This window comes from Pantoea sp. C2G6, from assembly GCF_051336815.1.
Classification (GTDB): Bacteria; Pseudomonadota; Gammaproteobacteria; order Enterobacterales; family Enterobacteriaceae; genus Pantoea.
Map to the genome: position 1 here is coordinate 39,210 of NZ_JBGMNJ010000001.1, position 18,449 is coordinate 57,658.

Genomic DNA, 18,449 nt, shown 5'->3' on the forward strand with positions numbered 1-18,449 from the left:
CCGGTTGCGCCTCCCTCGCGCGTTTATGACTTCTGTAATTTCTGCTCGTTCTTCTGTCGCAGATGCTTCGCCCGACTCTCCAGCCCCAGATAGAGCACCAGCGCCAGCAGCAGCGGCAAAATAAAGTAGAGCACCCGATAGGCCAGCAGCGCGGCGATGATCGTGCCGTGTGAGGCGTGCTGACCGCTGAGCAGCGCCAGAAACACCGCTTCCAGAACGCCAATCCCGGCCGGAATATGGATGATCACCCCGGCGATACTGCTGATCAGCAGCACACCCAGCACCATCGGATAGCCCACATCCCGTCCCAGCAGCAGCCAGATAATCGCCCCCATCACCATCCAGTTGGCGCACGACACGCCAAACTGTAACAGCGCCATGCGCAGCGAAGGCAGCTGTAACGTCTGGCCTTTTATCGTCCAGCGCCGCTGTTTCGAGAAGGCGCAGGCCCACAGGTAGACCGCCACCAGAATCAGCAGCAGCCCGCCAATCAGCCGCAGCGTGGTTTCACCAATAAACCAGCCGCCGGGGATCGACACCATTCCGGCGCTGAACACCACCCCGGCCAGCAGGATATAGCCCAGCCAGTTGGTGGCGATGCTCAGGGAGAAGATGCGGGTGATGGTGCCGCTGTCGAGGCCGAGGCGGGAATAGAGCCGGTAGCGCATCGCCACGCCGCCGACCCAGGTACTCAGCGTCAGGTTAAAGGCGTAGCAGATAAACGACACCAGCATCACCTGCCGCTTCGCCAGTTTATGGCCGCAGTAGGCGCGGCCGATTAAGTCGTAACAGCCATAAACCAGATAGCTCAGCACCACCAGCCCGGCGGCGGTCAGCACCACAAAGCGGTTGTAGTTAACAATAACGTTATAGACATCTTCCCAGTTCACTTTGCGGGCATAAACCACCAGCAGAACCACCACCGCGATAAAAAACAGCACGGTAAGGATCTTTTTCGCCAGCTGCCAGCGTGGATGCTTGTTCGCCATCAGGGTTTTGCTCCTTCATTCTCGGCTTCAACGCGATCTTGCGTCTCCAGCTCCGGCTGCACCGGCGGATCGACCTGGGCCAGACGCGGGGTATGCGCCGGTAACCAGCCGGCAATCGCCGGGAAGTGGCGCAGAAAGTGGAACACCACCACGCTCTTGCTCAGCTGCCACCAGTTGCGCGGCGGCAGTCGATCGTCCTGCACGCGCTGGCAGTCGTTGGCCAGCAGCGCTTCCAGATTGTCACGCAGCGTCTGGTTAAAGGGCCGATCGTGAATAATCAGATTGGCTTCAAGGTTAAGCGACAGGCTGAGCGGGTCGAGGTTGCTGGAACCAACGGTGGCCCAGTGGTCATCCTTGACCGCGACCTTGCCGTGCAGCGGACGACGGATATATTCGTAAACTTCTACGCCGCCATCGACCAGATAGTTGTAGAGCAGCTCAGCGCCCACTTTGACAATCGGCATATCGGGCTCGCCCTGCACAATCAGCCGTACCCGGACGCCACGCTGCGCCGCGTTGCGCATCTCGCGCAGCAACCGGTAGCCGGGAAAGAAGTAGGCGTTGGCGATAATCACGTCCCGCTTCGCCTCGCGCAGCATCTCCAGATAGTGCACTTCGATGTCGTCACGATGTTCGTCGTTGTCGCGATAGACGTAGAGCACCTGCGCGTCGCCGGGGGTGGCGTTGCGCGCCGGGCGATGGGAGCGCGATCCCCACCAGCGGCGGGTATGTGATTCGCTGCCAATCGCCTGTTGCAGATAGCGGGCGATGTCACCCACCACCGGACCTTTTACCTGCACCGCGTAATCCTGCTTGGCTTCCGGGCCGTAATCGGTGTTGTGCTCCGCGGAGAAGTTGATGCCGCCGACAAAGGCGACCACCTCATCCACCACCACCGTTTTGCGGTGCAGACGGCGGAAGACGTTGGTGCGCATCCCCATCACCAGCGGGCGCGGATCGTAATAGATGAAGCGCACGCCCGCGCTGGTCAGGCTGTTAACGAATTGTTCGGAGAGGTCGGGGGAGCCATAGCCATCGACCATCACTTCGACCCGCACGCCGCGCTGCGCCGCCGCCAGCAGTTCGCGGTGCAGGGCGTTGCCCACCTCATCTTCAAACAGAATAAAGGTTTCGATCAGTACCGTGCGCTCTGCCCGCTGGATCGCGCCAAAGACGCGCGGGAAAAAGGCTTCGCCATTCTCCAGCAGCAGCAGCCGGTTGCCTTCCTGCCAGGTGAAATTCATAGGTGAATCTCCACCGCCAGCGGCGCATGATCGGAGAGGTGCGACCAGGGCTTACGCGGCAGCGCCCACGGATGGCTGACGGTGGCGTTGCGCACATAGATGCGGTCAAGCCGCAGAAGCGGGAAGCGCGCCGGAAAGGTGCGCGCCGGGCGTCCGGTTTTCATGCTAAATACCTCTTTCAGGCCTGCGCCCTGTTTCAATATTGCGTTGGCGCGTCGCTGCCAGTCGTTGAAATCGCCCGCCACCACCACCGGCGCATCGGGCGGCAGCGAGGAGACATGCTCACAGATCATCTTCATCTGGCTGTGACGATGCGCCTCTTTCAGACCGAGATGCACGCAGATGACATGCAGGGTGCCGTGTGGCTCTGGCAGGGCGATCTGGCAGTGCAGCATGCCGCGATTCTCACTGCCCGCCACCGAGATGTCCCGGTTCTCATAATCGGTAATCGGGAAGCGCGACAGCACGGCGTTGCCATGATGGCCTTCGGGATAGACCGCGTTGCGCCCGTAGGCAAAATCGTTCCACATGGTGTCGGCCAGAAACTCATAGTGGGGTGAATCGGGCCAGTTTTCATGGTGCAGCGGGTGAATCGCATGGGTGCCCATCACCTCCTGCAAAAAGACCACATCTGCCGAGGTTGCGCGAACGGCTTCGCGTAATTCCGGCAAAATGAAGCGGCGATTAAAAGGGGCGAAACCCTTGTGTGTGTTGATCGTCAGGACTTTAATTGAAAATCCTTGCTGGTTTTGTGGCATACTCGCGACGCACTCCTTTTCATCATCAATAGAATCAAAGTGTAGTCTTTGTCACAAATGAGTGGTGAAAGAGGGTGATAATTAGGGTGTTATCCGAAAATTGTTTTACATTGAGGAAACCGTTTCCGGCTTGTGCCGGTAGCACTTGGGCGACCTGTTGGGTCTGCCAGGAGAACTGAATGAAATGGTCTAATCGTATTCAAATCATCACGGGTCAGACGTACATGCATATCGCTATGCATCTGCTGGTGATCGCAGCGTTGATCTGGGGCTGGAAACACAAAGCGCTGGTCGATGTTTGCAGCACGCTGGTGGCAACCTATGCGCTGGTGTTTATCGCCATGCTGATTACGCAGCGCATTGCCCGGTTACGCACGCTCGGCGATTATCTTGAAGAAGCGACCACCACTTACTACTTTGGCGCCGCCATGATGACACTCTTTCTGGTGTCGCGGATCTACCACAACAACCTGCTGCTGGCGTGCCTCGGCGTGGTAATGTTGCTGGGTCCGGCGCTGGTCTCGCTGCTGGCGAAAGAGCCGCCGCGGCGAATCGAAAAAAAACGTAGCTAAGCTGAAGGCCACCTCCGGGTGGCCTTCCTGTTTCTGCCGCACCCGCGGATTAGAGGATAAGTTGTGTGAGCAAATGTGAGCTATCTCGCACAGCGCGCCTAAAGCTGCTACACTCGCCCGCTTACGCATCGTAGTTTGTGCCCTTTTCATGCGTCAGCCCCAGCTGGCGTCACTATCCCTCTGAAAACTACACCGTGAATCACGGCCAGAGCGGACCCGGAGTAAATCACGTAATGTCTTTTGACTCTCTCGGCCTGAGTGCCGATATTTTGCGCGCGGTCGCCGAACAAGGCTACAGCGAACCTACACCTATCCAGCGCCAGGCGATTCCTGTGGTGCTGGCAGGCCGCGATCTGCTGGCGAGTGCCCAGACCGGCACCGGCAAAACGGCCGGTTTTACCTTACCGTTATTACAGAAACTCGCGGCCAGCAGCACGCCGGTGCGCGGCCGTCGCCCGGTGCGCGCGCTGATCCTCACCCCGACCCGTGAACTGGCGGCGCAGGTGGGCGAAAACGTCAGCGACTACAGCAAATATCTCTCCCTGCGTTCGATGGTGGTATTTGGCGGCGTCAGCATCAATCCACAGATGGTTAAACTGCGTGGCGGCGTCGATATTCTGGTGGCAACACCGGGCCGTCTGCTCGATCTGGCGCAACAGAACGCCGTCGATCTGTCGCAGGTCGAAGTGCTGGTGCTGGATGAAGCGGACCGGATGCTCGATATGGGCTTTATCCACGACATCCGTCGCGTGCTGGCGCGCCTGCCGGCGAAACGTCAGAACCTGCTGTTCTCTGCCACCTTCTCGGATGAGATTAAAGGTCTGGCGGAAAAACTGCTGACCAACCCGGAGCTGATCGAAGTCGCTCGCCGCAACACCGCCTCTGAGCAGGTGGCGCAGCAGGTGCATTTCGTCGATAAGAAGCGCAAGCGGGAACTGCTGTCGCAGCTAATCGGTGAAGGCAACTGGCAGCAGGTGCTGGTCTTTACCCGTACCAAACATGGTGCGAACCATCTGGCCGAGCAACTGGGCAAAGATGGCATCACCGCCGCCGCGATCCACGGCAACAAGAGCCAGGGCGCACGAACCCGCGCGCTGGCTGACTTTAAGTCCGGCGGTATCCGCGTGCTGGTCGCTACCGATATCGCGGCCCGTGGCCTGGATATTGAAGAGCTGCCACACGTAGTGAACTACGAGCTGCCGAACGTCGCCGAAGATTATGTTCACCGTATCGGCCGTACCGGTCGTGCGGCCGCCACCGGCGTCGCGCTGTCGCTGGTCTGTGTGGATGAGCATAAACTGCTGCGGGATATTGAACGTCTGCTGAAGCGTGAAATTCCGCGCCTGGCGATCCCCGGTTATGAACCCGATCCGAGCATCAAAGCGGAGCCGATCATTAACGGACGCCAGCAGCAGTCGCGTGGCGGTGCCGGTGGCGGCGGTCGTGGCCGCGGTCAGGGTGGACAGGGTGCAGGCGCACCGCGCTCATCCGGTGACAAGCGTCCACAGTCGCGTCGTCCAGGCCAGTCCGCGCCGCAGGGTGATAAACCCGCTGCCCGTCCGCGTCGTCCGGCCGCAGCGAAGCGCACCGGAAACGTCTGAGTATGAGGGTTTTACTGGCGCCGATGGAGGGCGTGCTTGATTCGCTGGTGCGCCAGCTGTTATCGGAAGTGAACGACTACGATCTCTGTATTACCGAGTTTCTGCGCGTGGTCGATCAGCTGCTGCCGGTAAAATCCTTCTACCGCCTCTGTCCCGAGCTGCATAACGCCAGCCGCACGCCATCCGGCACGCGGGTGCGGATGCAGCTGCTGGGGCAGCATCCCCAATGGTTAGCCGAGAACGCCGCACGCGCGGTGGAGCTGGGCTCCTGGGGCGTCGATCTCAACTGTGGTTGTCCCTCTAAACTGGTCAACGGCAGCGGCGGCGGCGCAACCCTGCTAAAAGATCCCGATCTGATTTATCGCGGCGCGAAAGCGATGCGTGAAGCGGTGCCTGCCGATTTGCCGGTGACGGTGAAAGTGCGGCTCGGCTGGGATTCCAGCGCCCGCAGTCTGGAGATTGCCGATGCGGTCCAGCAGGCCGGGGCCAGCGAACTGGTGGTACATGGCCGCACCAAAGAGGAAGGCTATCGCGCCGAGGCGATTAACTGGCCAGCCATCGGCGAGATTCGTCAGCGGCTGCGCATTCCGGTTATCGCCAACGGCGAAATCCGCGACTGGCAGAGTGCGCAGGCATGCATGGCCGTGACCGGCTGCGATGCGGTGATGATTGGCCGGGGCGCGCTCAACGTTCCCAACCTGAGCCGGGTGGTGAAATATAACGAACCGCCGATGGCCTGGCCTGAGGTGGTGCGCCTGTTGCAGAAATATAGCCGGCTGGAAAAGCAGGGCGATACCGGCCTCTATCACGTGGCGCGTATCAAACAGTGGCTCGGTTATCTGCGTAAGGAATATCACGACGCAGAGGACTTATTCAGTGAAATCCGGGCGTTAAAATCGTCGGGCGACATTGCACAGGCGATCGATCGCCATGCCGCTGTTCATGGTTTGTGATAAAAAAGCGGACGACCGATCACGGCTCTGACGCTATAGTAGGAAAAATTTTCCGCACTTCAGGTCTGCTATGTCTGACGCCGCTCTGTTGAGCAACAGCCAGCTCAATAAACGCATCCTCTCTGTTATCGTTTTCACCTTCTTCTGCTATCTCTCCGTTGGACTGCCGCTGGCGGTACTGCCTGGCTTCGTCAAAAATCAGCTCGGCTTCAGCTCTTTTGCCGCCGGACTGATCATCAGCCTGCAATATTTCGCCACCTTACTCAGCCGTCCACACTCCGGCCGTCTGGCCGATCGGCTCGGACCGAAACGGGTGGTGATGCTGGGGCTGCTCTGCTGCGGCATGAGCGGGGTGCTGACCATTGTGGCCGCCCTGCTGAGCGGCTGGCCGGTGCTGAGCCTGACGCTGCTGGCCGCCGGGCGACTCTGCCTGGGGGTGGGCGAAAGTTTCAGCAGCACCGGCTCCACGCTGTGGGGCATGAATATCGTCGGGCCGATGCAGACCGCGCGCGTCATCTCCTGGAATGGCGTCGCCACCTATCTGGCGATGGCGGTGGGTGCGCCGCTGGGCGTGCTGCTTAACACCCACTTTGGCATGAGCGGATTTGCCGGGCTGATTGCGCTGATGGGGATAGCGGGCTATCTGCTGGCCAGCCGCAAACCGGCGGTGACGGTCACTGTCGGCGAACGCATCCCGTTTCATCGCGTCTTTTCCCGGGTCTGGCTCTACGGTCTGGCGCTCGGCTTCGGCACCATTGGTTTTGGCGTGATCGCCACCTTTATCACCCTCTATTTTGCCAGCCGCGACTGGCAGGGTGCCGCTTATGCGCTGACGCTGTTCAGCCTGGGATTCGTGCTGGTGCGGCTCGGCTTTGGCCGTTTTATCACCCGCTTTGGCGGTCTGCGCGTCTCGCTGCTCTCTCTGCTGCTAGAGTGTCTGGGATTATTGATTATCTGGCAGGCGGAGAGCGCCTGGCTGGCGGGCGCGGGTGCTTTCCTGACCGGCAGCGGCTTTTCCCTGATCTTTCCGGCGCTGGGCGTGGAGGCGGTGAAGCGGGTTGAGCAGCAGGATCAGGGCTCGGCGCTCGGCACCTATTCCGCCTTTCTCGATCTCGGTCTGGGCCTGACCGGTCCGGTGGCGGGGCTGTTGATCGGCCACTGGGGTATGCAGTCAGTCTATCTGGCCGCCGCGCTGATGGTGCTGGGCGCGCTGGCGATTACGCTGCGGCTTTACTGGCAGCAGCGGCTTGCCGCCTGAGCGCGACAAGCCCGACACCATTCAGAACCGGGTAAACAGCCCGTAGAGCAGGGCGGAGAGCAGAACCGACACCGGCAGGGTTAACAGCCAGGCCATCGCCAGATTACGCAGGGTCGAAAGCTGTAAGCCGGAGCGGTTGGCCGCCATCGTTCCGGCCACACCGGACGACAGCACATGCGTGGTCGAGACCGGCAGGCCGAAACCATCCGCCGCCCCGATGGTCGCCATCGCCACCAGTTCGGCGCTGGCTCCCTGCGCATAGCTCAGATGGGTTTTGCCGATCCGTTCGCCCACCGTGACCACAATCCGTCGCCAGCCCACCATAGTGCCGAGTCCCAGCGCAATCGCCACCACCACCTTGACCCACATCGGAATAAAGCGGGTGGCGCTGTCGAGTTCGCTTTTCACCGCGTTCAGATTGCGTTGCGTCGCGGCCGGTAACGTCAGCTCCGTACTGTGCAGATGCTTGATCGCCTCTGACGCCAGATACATCTGGTTGCGGGTGTTGGTCACCGACTGCGCCGGAATGTTGTCCATCGAGCCGTAACGACGGATCTCATCACCGACCTCATTGAGGGTCATCGCCAGCGCGGGCAGCACCTCAGGTGTCACTCGGTTAGTGGCGACAAAGCCGGTCAGCACCTCGCGGGAGGCGGGGGCGGGCGTGGTGGCCGGTTGCAGTTGCAGCAGCTGATGGGCGGTGACTTCCGTCAGCGCGGCCACCCGTGGGATCTGATCGGCGGGCAGCGATCGGTTCAGCGCATAGGCGATCGGCATGGTGCCGACCAGGATCAGCATAATCAGCCCCATCCCTTTCTGGCCATCGTTGGAGCCGTGGGCAAAGGAGACGCCGGTACAGGTCAGGATCAGCAGGCCACGGATCCAGACCGGTGGCGACTGATCGCTTTTCGGGGCCTGATAGAGCTGGCGATTGCGGATAAACAGCTTCATCACCCAGAGCAGTAGTCCGGCGCAGACAAAACCGACCACCGGCGACAGCAGCAGCGCATATCCCACCTTCAGCGCCTGCTCCCAGTCCACGCCGCTCAGCCCGCTGCGGCCGTGCAGCATCGCATTGGCGACGCCGACCCCGATAATCGAGCCGATCAGGGTATGCGAGGAGGAGGAGGGCAGGCCAAAATACCAGGTGCCGAGGTTCCAGATAATGGCGGAAAAGAGCAGCGCATAGACCATCGCGAAACCGTTACCGCTGCTGGCCTGTAAAATCAGCTCAACCGGCAGCAGGGAGATAATGCCAAAGGCGACCACACCGCTGGAGAGCAGCACGCCAAGAAAGTTACACAATCCCGACCAGACCACCGCCACGCCAGGCGTCAGCGAATGGGTGTAGATCACCGTGGCGACCGCGTTGGCGGTATCGTGAAAGCCGTTCACGAACTCAAAGCCCAGCGCAATCAGCAGCGCCAGCCCCAGCAGAAAGAACGGCAGATAGCTGGTCACCGGCATGTTGGTCTCTTCAACGTCATTGACCAGATTGAGTCCGGCGAAGGCCAGACCGGCGATCAGCAGCATAAAGAACAGCGGTTTGCTGAAGCGGCTGCTTTTGCTATTGAAATCAGGGCGGCCCTGGGGCGATGAGGAGGAGAGACTGTTTTCGCTCATGGTGTACCTCATGTTGCGGATGCCGGGTGCTGATCTGCACCAGCTCAACGCAGTGTGATACGCGCTTTATATGACAGAAAAATGATGGCGGGCGGGGCAGGCGGTCAGGGTTAGCGGCAGAAGTGCGGGAGAAAGCCAATAAAAAAGCCAGCGACAGGCGCTGGCTTCTGAGAGCAGGGCGGCAACTACGAGTTGTTATTCGTTGCTGTTGCAGGGGCTGCTGAGGTTACCGGTGCGGCCGGGGCGGCGGGCTCAGTGGCCGGCTGCTGAGGCTGCGCCGGGTCAGTGTCAGCGCCCTGTGGGGCCACTGGCGTCATCGGCTGCTCCTGCGGGGTGGCCTGTGGGTTTTCCGGGACTTCAACCGGTGCGGTCTGGACGTTGTTTTCCACACCGTTCACTTTTACCGGCATACCGTTACGGCTCTGAATCGCGGCGTTAACCTGATCCTGATTGACGCTGGTATCCACCAGCACCTTGCTTACCGCCTGGGTCAGCGTAATCGGCACCAGCTCGCGCGAGTTAAACTGCTCTTCGGTGGTCGACAGCGGATTGTGCACTTCCAGATAGCGTGAACCGTCCGGCTCAACGGTCGCTTTCACCGGCTGATCGATGAACTGAACGCGGGTGCCGACCGGCACATTCTGGAACAGCCACTTAATATCATCGGCGCGCAGACGGACACAGCCGTGGCTCACGCGCAGGCCGATGCCGAAGTTGGCGTTGGTGCCGTGAATCGCATAGAGGCGACCGATATAGAGCGCATAGAGGCCCATCGGGTTATCGGGGCCAGCCGGGAAGACCGCGGGCAGCGTTTCACCGCGTGCCGCGTAGTCCGCGTGCATACCTTTGGTTGGCGTCCAGGTCGGGCCATCTTTTTTACGTTCTACCGTCGTGGTCCAGTTGATCGGGGTATCTTTACCCAGCTCGCCGATACCAATCGGCAGCACCACCACGGTTTTGCTGCCTTTCGGGTAGTAGTAAAGACGCATTTCAGCGCTGTTGATCACAATGCCTTCACGCGGGGCGTCGGGCAGGATCAGCTGTTGAGGAATGATCATTTTGCTGCCAGCCTTCGGCAGATAAACGTCAACGCCCGGATTGGCTTCCAGCATATTGCTGAGGCCCATCTGGTACTGCGCCGCAAAGGCTTCCAGCGGCAGCTTGCTATCTTCAGGGACGGTAATTTCAATATTTTCCCCGATCAGACGGCTGTTAGCCGGCGGTAACGGGTAAACCACAGCAAAAGCTGACTGACTAAAAGCCGCCAAAGCTAATGCGATTGAAGCGAACGCGCGAATGCTCATTTTCATATTTTACAAGTCTTTATCGCCATGTTTCAGGCTTGTCAATGTGTCGAACCGATGCGGGCCAATGTGACCTGCTGCGCATTATATGTTCATTAATCTGAGGTTGTGAATCGGGATTTTAACCTGCCTGCAATACTTTACGTAAATCCCGCCCGGATGTTAGCGCATTTACGGAAACAGGGGGCACGAAAAACCACCGGCTTCAGGGCTGCCACTGCGTCTGTTCGCCGCTGAGTTTGCGATTCAGGAAAAAGGCGGCACTGATTAACGCCAGATGGGTCAGCGCCTGCGGCGTGTTACCCAGCGCATGACCATGGGCGTCGAACTCCTCGGCATAGAGCCCCAGCGGATTGGCGTAGCTCAGCAGCTTCTCAAATTCAAAGTGCGCCTCCTGAATCCGGCCAGCACGCGCCAGACATTCGACATACCAGAAGGAACAGGCACCAAATGAACCTTCCGATCCCTTCAGGCCGTCGGCGGGCGTCTCATGGATATTGTAACGTCGCACCATGCCGTCGCTGACCAGATTGGTTTTAATCGCGTCGAGCGTGGCGATCCAGTCCGGGTCGGTGGCCCCGACAAAGCGCACCAGCGGCATCAGCAGCATCGAGGCGTCGAGATGTTCGCCGTGACGGGTCGCGGAGAAGTGGCCGCGCTCGTGGTTCCAGAAGTTAGCCCAGATGTCTTCGCGGATCTCCCGCCGCGCCCGATCCCAGCGCTCGTAGGGCATCGGCAGCGATCGCTTCATGCCCAGACGCAGGGCGCGATCCATCGCCACCCAGCACATCAGGCGCGAATGGAGGAAATGCTCCGGCTCGCCGCGCATCTCCCAGATCCCGGCGTCGGGCTGATCCCAGTTCTCGCACAGCCAGTCGATCATTTTGACCACATGCTGCCAGCCGCGGTGCGAGATCGCCTCGCCATATTTATTGGCCAGATAGATGGCGTCCATCAGTTCGCCATAGATGTCGAGCTGGGTCTGCTGCCACGCCCCATTGCCGATGCGTACCGGGGTGGAGTCGGCATAGCCGGAGAGATTCAGCAGCTCCATCTCATGCAGTTCGGTGCCGCTGTCCAGCCGATACATCACCTGCAACCGCATCTCATCGTGATGGCTGTTTTCCACGCAACGACCGACCCAGTGGGTAAAGTGTTTGGCTTCATCGGTGTAGCCCAGCCGCATCAGGGCATACATGCTGAACGAGGCGTCGCGGATCCAGGAGGCGCGATAATCCCAGTTGCGCTCGCCGCCCAGCTCCTCGGGCAGGCCAAAGGTGGCGGCCGCGGCGATAGAGCCATACTGATGTGACGTCAGCAGCTTCAGCACCAGCGCCGAACGCTGCACCATCTCGCGCCAGCGTCCCTGATAGTTGCTGCGGGCGCTCCAGCGCCGCCAGTAGTTAAGGGTCTCTTCAAAGCAGTGTTCGGTGTTCAGCGCTTCGATATGGGCATCATCGACGCTGCCAAATTCAAACTGCGCATGTTCGCCGGGTTGCAGGGTAAAGAGGGCGGTGGCGCTGTTCTCTTCCAGCGTCATCGCCACGCTGGCGGCCAGCCGCAGCGACGGTTGTCCCTCGGCATGAAAATCGATGCAGTCACCCGCGGCTTCGGCGCGGGTCTGCGCCCTGGCGTAGTCATGGCGGGGCGAACAGTGCAGAGCAAAGGTCGCGCTGCCGCGCACCATTTTAACCCGGCGGATCAGGCGTGGCAGCTTGTCGGCATCATCACAGATCGGCATGTAATCGGTGATTTCAGCGACCCCTTCCTCATCCAGCCAGCGGGTCTGCAAAATATTGGTGTCGGGCAGATAGAGCTGCTGGCGGCGCGCATCCGGCCAGTCGGGAGCCAGCGAGAAAAGCCCGGCCTCGTCGCTGTCGAGCAGGGCTGAAAAAACCGAAGGGCTATCGAGTTCCGGCCAGCAGAGATAGTCGATGGTGCCGTCACTGGCGACCAGCGCACAGGTGCGTAAATCACCGATGACGCCATGATCCTCAATCTTACGTTTTACCTTACTCATCCTGCTCTCCCGGTCAGTGTCCTTCCTAACTATAGCCGAGCCACCCGCTGCGGCTTCGCCTGGGCACAGATGGTTAACGCGCGGGCGAATTTTTCCGGCGGCTATACTGGTGGTGACACTTTTCCTGAGGAGACCGCTATGACCACATCACAGACTCACGTCGCTATTATCACCGCCTCTGATTCCGGTATCGGCGCCCGCTGCGCGGAAATGCTGGCAGAGCAGGGTTTTGACATCGGTATCACCTGGCGTTCTGATGAAGAGGGTGCGCAGCGCACCGCGCAGAAAGTGCGGGAAAAAGGGCGTCGCGCTGAAATTATCCAGCTCGACTTAGCCGATCCCGAGCAGGGCGGCAAATCGCTCCAGCAGCTGATCGACCGCTTCGGTCGCATCGACGTGCTGGTCAACAACGCTGGCGCTAACTTCAAGGCGGATTTTCTCGATGTCACCTACGAGGATTGGCGCAAAACCTTTGCGGTCGATGTGGATGGGGTGTTTGTCTGCGGCCAGATTGCCGCCCGTAAAATGGTGGAGCAGGGGGAAGGGGGACGGATCATCAATATTACCTCGGTGCATGAGCACACGCCGCTGCCCGGTTCGGTGGCCTACACCGCCGCGAAACATGCGGCAGGCGGCCTGACCAAATCGATGGCGCTGAGCCTGCTGCCGCACCATATTCTGGTGAATGCGGTGGCACCGGGCGCCATCGCCACGCCGATGAATAAGATGAGCGACGAGGACGCGCACACCGTCAAAATGCCGGAAATCCCGGCGGGACGGCCAGGGCAGACCCAGGAGATTGCCAGCATGGTCGCCTGGCTCTGTTCCGATGGGGCGACCTATACCACCGGCCAGTCGTTTATCATCGATGGCGGCTTTATGCTGGCGAATCCGCAGTTCAAAGGTTACTGATCGGCGCGGCGGCTGTGCCAGCGGCGGATCACCCAGCGCAGCGCAAAGGCGAACACCACCGCACCGACCAGCCACAGCAGATGCTTCAGGTGCTGGTCGAGCTTGTGCAGCCACGGGGCGATGATGCCGCCCGCGAAGTAGCCCAGGGTGACAAAGATCAGCGCCCAGACAGCCGCCCCGATGATGTTGAGGATAAAAAACTTCATCGGATTGAGGCGGCTGGCACCAATAATGATCGGACCAATCAGGCGGAAGCCATACATAAAGCGCACGCCAATCACAAACAGGCTGGGACGGCGCTTGATCAGGCGATTCGCCTTCACCACCTTATCCTGATGCTTTTTAAAACGGCGCAGAATGCGGGTTCCCCAGCGGCGGCCAATCCAGTAGAGCAGCTGGTCGCCGATAATTCCGCCGCCCATCGCGGCCAGTACCACGCCCGCGTAGTGCAGCAGGCCCTCATGGGCGGCGACGCCCCCCAGTAAGGTAAACGTTTCCCCTTCGGCTATACAGCCAATAAGCAGTGCCAGATAACCGTACTGCGTAATTAATGCGTTGATATCCAGATGCAAAATGACACTCCCTGTTCAGTGGCTGTTTTTATTAGTTTATACGTGTTTTGGCTTCGCTTCCGCCCGCGAGCCTCAGGTGAGTCCGTTTCTGCTCTTTTTTTGTCCGGTCACCACGAAAATTGCGTTGCCGTTTATACTTGAGAGGACGCTGCCCCAAAAGACGCATGCTTCACCGGGCAGCCCTTCGCAGCAGAGGAGTGACTGTATGAACCATGTCTGGGGACTTCTGGCGCATCCGAATCAGGAAATGCGTCATATCAAGCAAGAGAATGAGAGCGTCTCGCACCATTACACCCACCATGTCCTGCTGATGGCGGCGATCCCGGTGATCTGCGCCTTTATTGGCACCACTCAGCTGGGCTGGAATCTGGGCGAGGGGCAATATGTGCAGCTTAATCTGGCGACCGGGATTGGGCTCGGCATCCTGTTCTATCTGCTGATCCTGGGGGGCGTCGCGGTGATGGGCCGGGTGATCCACTGGATGGCGCGTGATTTTCCGCAGCGGCCAGGCGTGCAGCGCTGCACCGTGTTTGCCGGCTACGTGGCCACGCCGCTGTTCCTCAGCGGGCTGGTGGCGCTCTATCCGCTGGTCTGGCTCTGCGTACTGGCTGGCGCGCTGGCGCTGCTCTATACCGGCTATCTGCTCTATATCGGCATCCCGCTGTTCCTCAATATCGACCGTGAAGAGAGCCTGCGCTTCTCCGGTTCCACCCTGGCGATTGGCGTGCTGGTGTTTGAAGTCTTACTGGCGCTGACCGTGGTGCTGTGGGGCTATGGACCCCGTCTGTTCTGACCTCCGGCTGCCGCCGCTCAGGCGGCAGCCTCTTTTTTAACGGCTGGAAACAATCTCACCAGGAAGTTTCTTAACCTTGCGGGTATGATGCTGCTGCCAGCCTGCTCTCTGACGCAACCGAAGCGGGCGGCCTGTGTCTGACACAGCGCACAATTTCAACCGGGTTTTTTTCTACGATGCCTGCAAAAATTCGTTTTACCCTGCTTTCGCTGGCGCTGCTCGTTTCCGGGCAGGTGGTTTCACTTCCGGCGCAGGCGACCACGACACTGTCGCAACTGGCCCCGATTGCCCAGCCGCAGATCGCTTCAGGCAGCGCGATGATCGTCGATCTCACGACCAATAAAGTGCTCTTTTCCAGCCACCCGGACCGGGTCAGGCCCATCGCCTCAATCACCAAGCTGATGACCGCGATGGTGGTGCTGGATGCGCATCAGCCGATGAATGAGATGTTGACCGTCGACATCAGCCAGACCCCGGAGATGCGAGGCGTCTTCTCGCGCGTCAAACTCAACAGCCAGATCAGCCGCCGCAATATGCTGCTGCTGGCGCTGATGTCCTCGGAAAACCGCGCCGCCGCCAGCCTCGCCCACGCCTATCCGGGCGGCTATAACGCCTTTATCCGGGCGATGAACGCCAAAGCGCGTGCGCTGGGAATGAAGCAGACCCGCTACGTCGAGCCAACCGGGCTGTCGACGCAAAACGTCTCCAGCGCCCAGGACCTGGTGAAATTACTCAAGGCGACGCGGGAATATCCGCTGCTCGGCGCGCTCAGCACCACCAAAGAGGAGACGGCGGTGTTTGCCCATCCGAGCTACGCGCTGCCGTTCCGCAATACCAACCATCTGGTCTATAAGAATGACTGGCATATTCAGCTGACCAAGACCGGCTACACCGATCAGGCGGGCCACTGCCTGGTGATGCGCACCATGATCAACAATCGTCCGGTGGCGCTGGTGGTGCTCGATGCCTTTGGCAAATATACCCACTTCGCCGACGCCAGCCGCCTGCGCAGCTGGATTGAGACCGGCAAAGCCGCACCGGTGCCAGCCGCCGCGCTGGCCTATAAAAAACAGAAGTCGGGTCAGGTCGCCAGCAACGGTGCCGACAGTGCCGGCGTGGAGTAGAACATCGCCGGTGTAGCGCGGCTGCGCTCACCGGCTGCGTCCGCGCGCTGAGCGGGCGGGGAGGGCGCGGCAGCCCGCCATATGCCGCGCTTTCCGCCGCCAGCGCAGGCCGGTTCTCAGCCAGAGAATTGCCCGCTATTCCTATAGTTTCCTCCCTTGCAAAGCCCTACACTACGCGCCACTGGCGAGGGAAGATCGCCTGATTATGCTGCCGGAATCTTACTCATATGTTTAAGCTACGATCCTTTTTTGCATTGTTAATGCTGGCGCTGGTGGCCTTTGCCCCGGCGCTGACGCTGGCCGCGGATGATACGGCCAGCGCTGACCAGGAACAGGATGCTCCGCCGAAGCTGAATGCCGCGGTTGAACTGCCGAAAATGCAGAAGATCCTCGACAAAATCAAAAGCCAGGTCTCAGGCGACACCAGCGAAAATAAGCTGACCCAGCTGAATGAAATGGCGCTGGAGCTGTCAGGCAACGCCGAAACCCTGGGCCAGGCGCTGATCCCCGATCGCCAGCAGCTGGATGCGCAGCTGGCGGTACTGGGTCCGGCACCCAAGGCTGACAGCGGTGTGAAAGAGACCCCGGAAGTGACGCGCAAGCGTAACGCGCTGGAGAGTCAGAAAAGCAAACTCGACGATCAGATTAAGCAGGCTGAAACCATTAAAAACAGTGCGCTGATGCTCTCGTCGCAGATTGTGAACCTGCGGCGCGATCAGCTGAAAAGCCAGCTGGCACTCAACTCCGGCACCATTCTGGGCGCACGCTTCTGGTCTCCGCTGATTAACAGTCAGGATCTGGATGGCGAGAAGATTGGTGAGTTCCTCCAGGAGCTACAGGACACGGCGGCGCTCTCCTGGGAGCCGGGCTGGCGCGTGGGCAGCGTATTCTGGCTGCTGGCCGCTCTGCTGGTGATGACGGTGGGGCGTCGCTACGGCGAGGAGTTTCTCGCCTGGGTCAGCATCCACAAACTGCCGGAAGGGCGGTTACGCCGCAGTTTTCTGGCGGCGGCGATAGCGCTCACCACGCTGGCGGCGGTGGTGCTGACCTTTAACTTTATCTCGCTGGCCTTTACCCGCCGCGATGAGGTCTCTGAAAACGTTCAGGATTTCGTTGATCGCCTGGTGCAGCTCAGCGTCTTCTGCGGTCTGATTGCGGGCCTGGGGCGGGCTTTCCTCTCCACCCGTCGTCCCAGCTGGCGCCTGCCGACCATCTCCAATGAAGTGGCGATGGCGCTGAAACCCTTTCCACCGATTACTGCGGTGCTGGTGTTTATTTTCCAGACGGTGGAAGCGTTCAACTACAGCGTGGGCACCAGCCTTAACACCACCATTTTTGCTAACGGCCTGACCGCTCTGTTGATTGGTTCCACCGCGCTGGCGATCAGCATGCGGACCAACCGGGTGCGCCGCCGACTGACCCAGGCGGGCACGCCGCCGGAGGCCCGCTCGACCCTGGTCGGGCTGATTCAGATGGGCCTGACCCTGACGGCCATCGCCATCCTGGTGTCGCTGCTGATCGGCTATGTCACGCTGGCGCGCTTCCTGAGTTATGAGGTGATCTGGTGTGGCCTGCTGTTTGGCTCGTTCTACTTCCTCAGCCATCTGCTCAGTGACGGCTGTGAGAGCCTCTTCTCAACCAGTAACGCCACCGGTCGGCGCATTCAGAGTTCGCTCAACATCAATGAGCGTCATCTGCAACAGACCGCCACGCTGCTGACGGCGCTCGGTAAAACCGTGCTGGTGCTGTTTGTGGTGCTGGCGCTGCTCAACGGCACTTTTGCCTCCTCAACGCCGATTGAACTGCTGCAAAAAGTGATTGAGTTCTGGGGCGGTAAAGGACTGGAGTCACTGAATATTGTGCCGGCGCACATGGTGAATGCGCTGATCTGCCTGATTGTGGGCATCTATGTGCTGCGCACGGTACGCCGCTGGCTGGACAGCGATTTCCTGCCGAAAACCACCATGGATGTGGGGATGCGGGTCTCCCTGGTGACGCTGTTCAGCAACATCGGTTTTGTGCTGGTTATCCTGCTGACCCTGTCGATTATGGGGTTGCAGTGGAATAAGCTGGCCTGGATTGTCAGCGCCCTGTCGGTCGGTATCGGTTTTGGCTTGCAGGAGATTGTGAAGAACTTTATCTCGGGGCTGATCCTGCTGACCGAACGGCCGGTGAAAGTGGGCGATCTGGTGACCATCAGCGGCATTGAAGGGGATATTCGCCGCATCAATGTGCGCGCCACCGAGATCCAGCTGGGCGACAAATCGACCGTGATAGTGCCTAACTCGCAGTTTATCTCGCAGAACGTGCGCAATGCGACCATGGGCAATGCCCAGGGCGTCGTCACTATTACGCTCACCTTCCCGCTGAATATCGACCCGGTGAAAGTGCGCGATATTCTGCTGGAGGTCTATAACGAGAACGAACGCATTCTGGAGACGCCGGAGCCGTCGGTCTCGTTTAAGGATCTGACGCAGCAGGGGATTGTGCTGAGCGTCACCGGTAACGTGGCGGGTCAGCGGCAGATTTCTGGCGCGAAAAGCGATCTGCTGTTCGATATTCTGACGCGCCTGCGCAAAGAGGGCATTCTGCTGTCGACGCCGCAGACCATGATTATCGAGCGCCGTCAGCAACTGGCGATGGAGCCGGACGCCGAAGAGAAACCGCTTTAAACCGCTTTAAACCGCTTTAACGATAACAGGCCGACAGATGTCGGCCTTTTTTTT

15 protein-coding genes are annotated in these 18,449 nt (G+C 59.9%); 8 read left to right on the forward strand and 7 right to left on the reverse strand.

The window, feature by feature from the left end; genetic code table 11:
* Nucleotides 1–23: 23 nt before the first annotated feature.
* Genes ACCW71_RS00215 through ACCW71_RS00225 form a run of 3 tightly spaced genes read right to left on the reverse strand, consistent with a single transcriptional unit; the run spans nucleotide 24 to nucleotide 2,991 of the window.
* On the reverse strand, nucleotides 24–989 hold the full coding sequence (locus ACCW71_RS00215; RefSeq protein ID WP_436368807.1) for a lysylphosphatidylglycerol synthase domain-containing protein: 966 nt from the start codon (nucleotides 987–989) through the stop codon (nucleotides 24–26).
* A complete protein-coding gene (gene clsB, locus ACCW71_RS00220; protein ID WP_436368809.1) occupies nucleotides 989–2,233 on the reverse strand; it encodes a cardiolipin synthase ClsB in 1,245 nt (414 codons plus the stop codon). Before clsB ends, ACCW71_RS00215 begins: the two co-directional genes overlap by 1 nt.
* Nucleotides 2,230–2,991, reverse strand: coding sequence for an endonuclease/exonuclease/phosphatase family protein (locus ACCW71_RS00225; RefSeq protein ID WP_436368810.1), 762 nt, complete (start codon nucleotides 2,989–2,991; stop codon nucleotides 2,230–2,232). The genes clsB and ACCW71_RS00225 overlap by 4 nt, the downstream gene beginning before the upstream one ends.
* Before the next feature lie 179 nt (nucleotides 2,992–3,170).
* Here ACCW71_RS00225 and ACCW71_RS00230 point away from each other — a divergent pair, with 179 nt between their 5' ends.
* The 4 genes from ACCW71_RS00230 to ACCW71_RS00245 all read left to right on the forward strand — a co-directional run bounded on the left by ACCW71_RS00230 (nucleotide 3,171) and on the right by ACCW71_RS00245 (nucleotide 7,375).
* Entirely contained in the window at nucleotides 3,171–3,563 is a 393-nt protein-coding gene (locus tag ACCW71_RS00230; RefSeq protein ID WP_436368811.1) for a YbhQ family protein, read from the forward strand.
* 233 nt (nucleotides 3,564–3,796) lie between these two features.
* Entirely contained in the window at nucleotides 3,797–5,164 is a 1,368-nt protein-coding gene (gene rhlE / locus ACCW71_RS00235; RefSeq protein ID WP_436368812.1) for an ATP-dependent RNA helicase RhlE, read from the forward strand.
* A gap of 2 nt (nucleotides 5,165–5,166) precedes the next feature.
* Nucleotides 5,167–6,117 carry a tRNA dihydrouridine(16) synthase DusC gene (dusC, locus tag ACCW71_RS00240; RefSeq protein WP_436368814.1) on the forward strand — a complete coding sequence of 317 codons (951 nt, stop codon included), beginning with the start codon at nucleotides 5,167–5,169 and terminating at the stop codon, nucleotides 6,115–6,117.
* Nucleotides 6,118–6,187: 70 nt separating this feature from the next.
* Entirely contained in the window at nucleotides 6,188–7,375 is a 1,188-nt protein-coding gene (locus ACCW71_RS00245; RefSeq protein WP_436368815.1) for an MFS transporter, read from the forward strand.
* 21 nt (nucleotides 7,376–7,396) lie between these two features.
* On the opposite strand, the gene ACCW71_RS00250 is transcribed toward ACCW71_RS00245, so the two are convergent.
* The 3 genes from ACCW71_RS00250 to ACCW71_RS00260 form a co-directional block, all read right to left on the reverse strand.
* Nucleotides 7,397–8,998: an inorganic phosphate transporter gene (locus tag ACCW71_RS00250; RefSeq protein ID WP_436368816.1), complete on the reverse strand. Its 1,602-nt coding sequence runs from the start codon at nucleotides 8,996–8,998 to the stop codon at nucleotides 7,397–7,399.
* A 185-nt stretch (nucleotides 8,999–9,183) separates the two neighbouring features.
* Nucleotides 9,184–10,308, reverse strand: coding sequence for a L,D-transpeptidase family protein (locus tag ACCW71_RS00255; RefSeq protein WP_436368818.1), 1,125 nt, complete (start codon nucleotides 10,306–10,308; stop codon nucleotides 9,184–9,186).
* 199 nt (nucleotides 10,309–10,507) lie between these two features.
* Entirely contained in the window at nucleotides 10,508–12,322 is a 1,815-nt protein-coding gene (locus ACCW71_RS00260) for a glycoside hydrolase family 15 protein (protein WP_436368819.1), read from the reverse strand.
* A 138-nt stretch (nucleotides 12,323–12,460) separates the two neighbouring features.
* Here ACCW71_RS00260 and ACCW71_RS00265 point away from each other — a divergent pair, with 138 nt between their 5' ends.
* The gene (locus ACCW71_RS00265) at nucleotides 12,461–13,234 is read left to right on the forward strand and encodes an SDR family oxidoreductase (protein ID WP_436368821.1); all 774 of its coding nucleotides are present in this window, start codon (nucleotides 12,461–12,463) and stop codon (nucleotides 13,232–13,234) included.
* Here ACCW71_RS00265 and ACCW71_RS00270 read toward each other — a convergent pair.
* A complete protein-coding gene (locus tag ACCW71_RS00270) occupies nucleotides 13,228–13,806 on the reverse strand; it encodes a DedA family protein (protein ID WP_436368823.1) in 579 nt (192 codons plus the stop codon). The genes ACCW71_RS00265 and ACCW71_RS00270 overlap by 7 nt on opposite strands.
* A gap of 205 nt (nucleotides 13,807–14,011) precedes the next feature.
* Between ACCW71_RS00270 and ACCW71_RS00275 the strand changes: the two genes are divergently transcribed.
* The 3 genes from ACCW71_RS00275 to ACCW71_RS00285 all read left to right on the forward strand — a co-directional run bounded on the left by ACCW71_RS00275 (nucleotide 14,012) and on the right by ACCW71_RS00285 (nucleotide 18,395).
* Nucleotides 14,012–14,599, forward strand: a complete 588-nt coding sequence (locus ACCW71_RS00275; RefSeq protein ID WP_436368824.1) for a Yip1 family protein — start codon at nucleotides 14,012–14,014, stop codon at nucleotides 14,597–14,599.
* Between the two features lie 176 nt (nucleotides 14,600–14,775).
* Nucleotides 14,776–15,723: a D-alanyl-D-alanine endopeptidase gene (pbpG, locus tag ACCW71_RS00280; protein WP_436368826.1), complete on the forward strand. Its 948-nt coding sequence runs from the start codon at nucleotides 14,776–14,778 to the stop codon at nucleotides 15,721–15,723.
* Between the two features lie 227 nt (nucleotides 15,724–15,950).
* Nucleotides 15,951–18,395, forward strand: a complete 2,445-nt coding sequence (locus tag ACCW71_RS00285) for a DUF3772 domain-containing protein (protein ID WP_436368827.1) — start codon at nucleotides 15,951–15,953, stop codon at nucleotides 18,393–18,395.
* The last annotated feature ends 54 nt before the right edge of the window (nucleotides 18,396–18,449 follow it).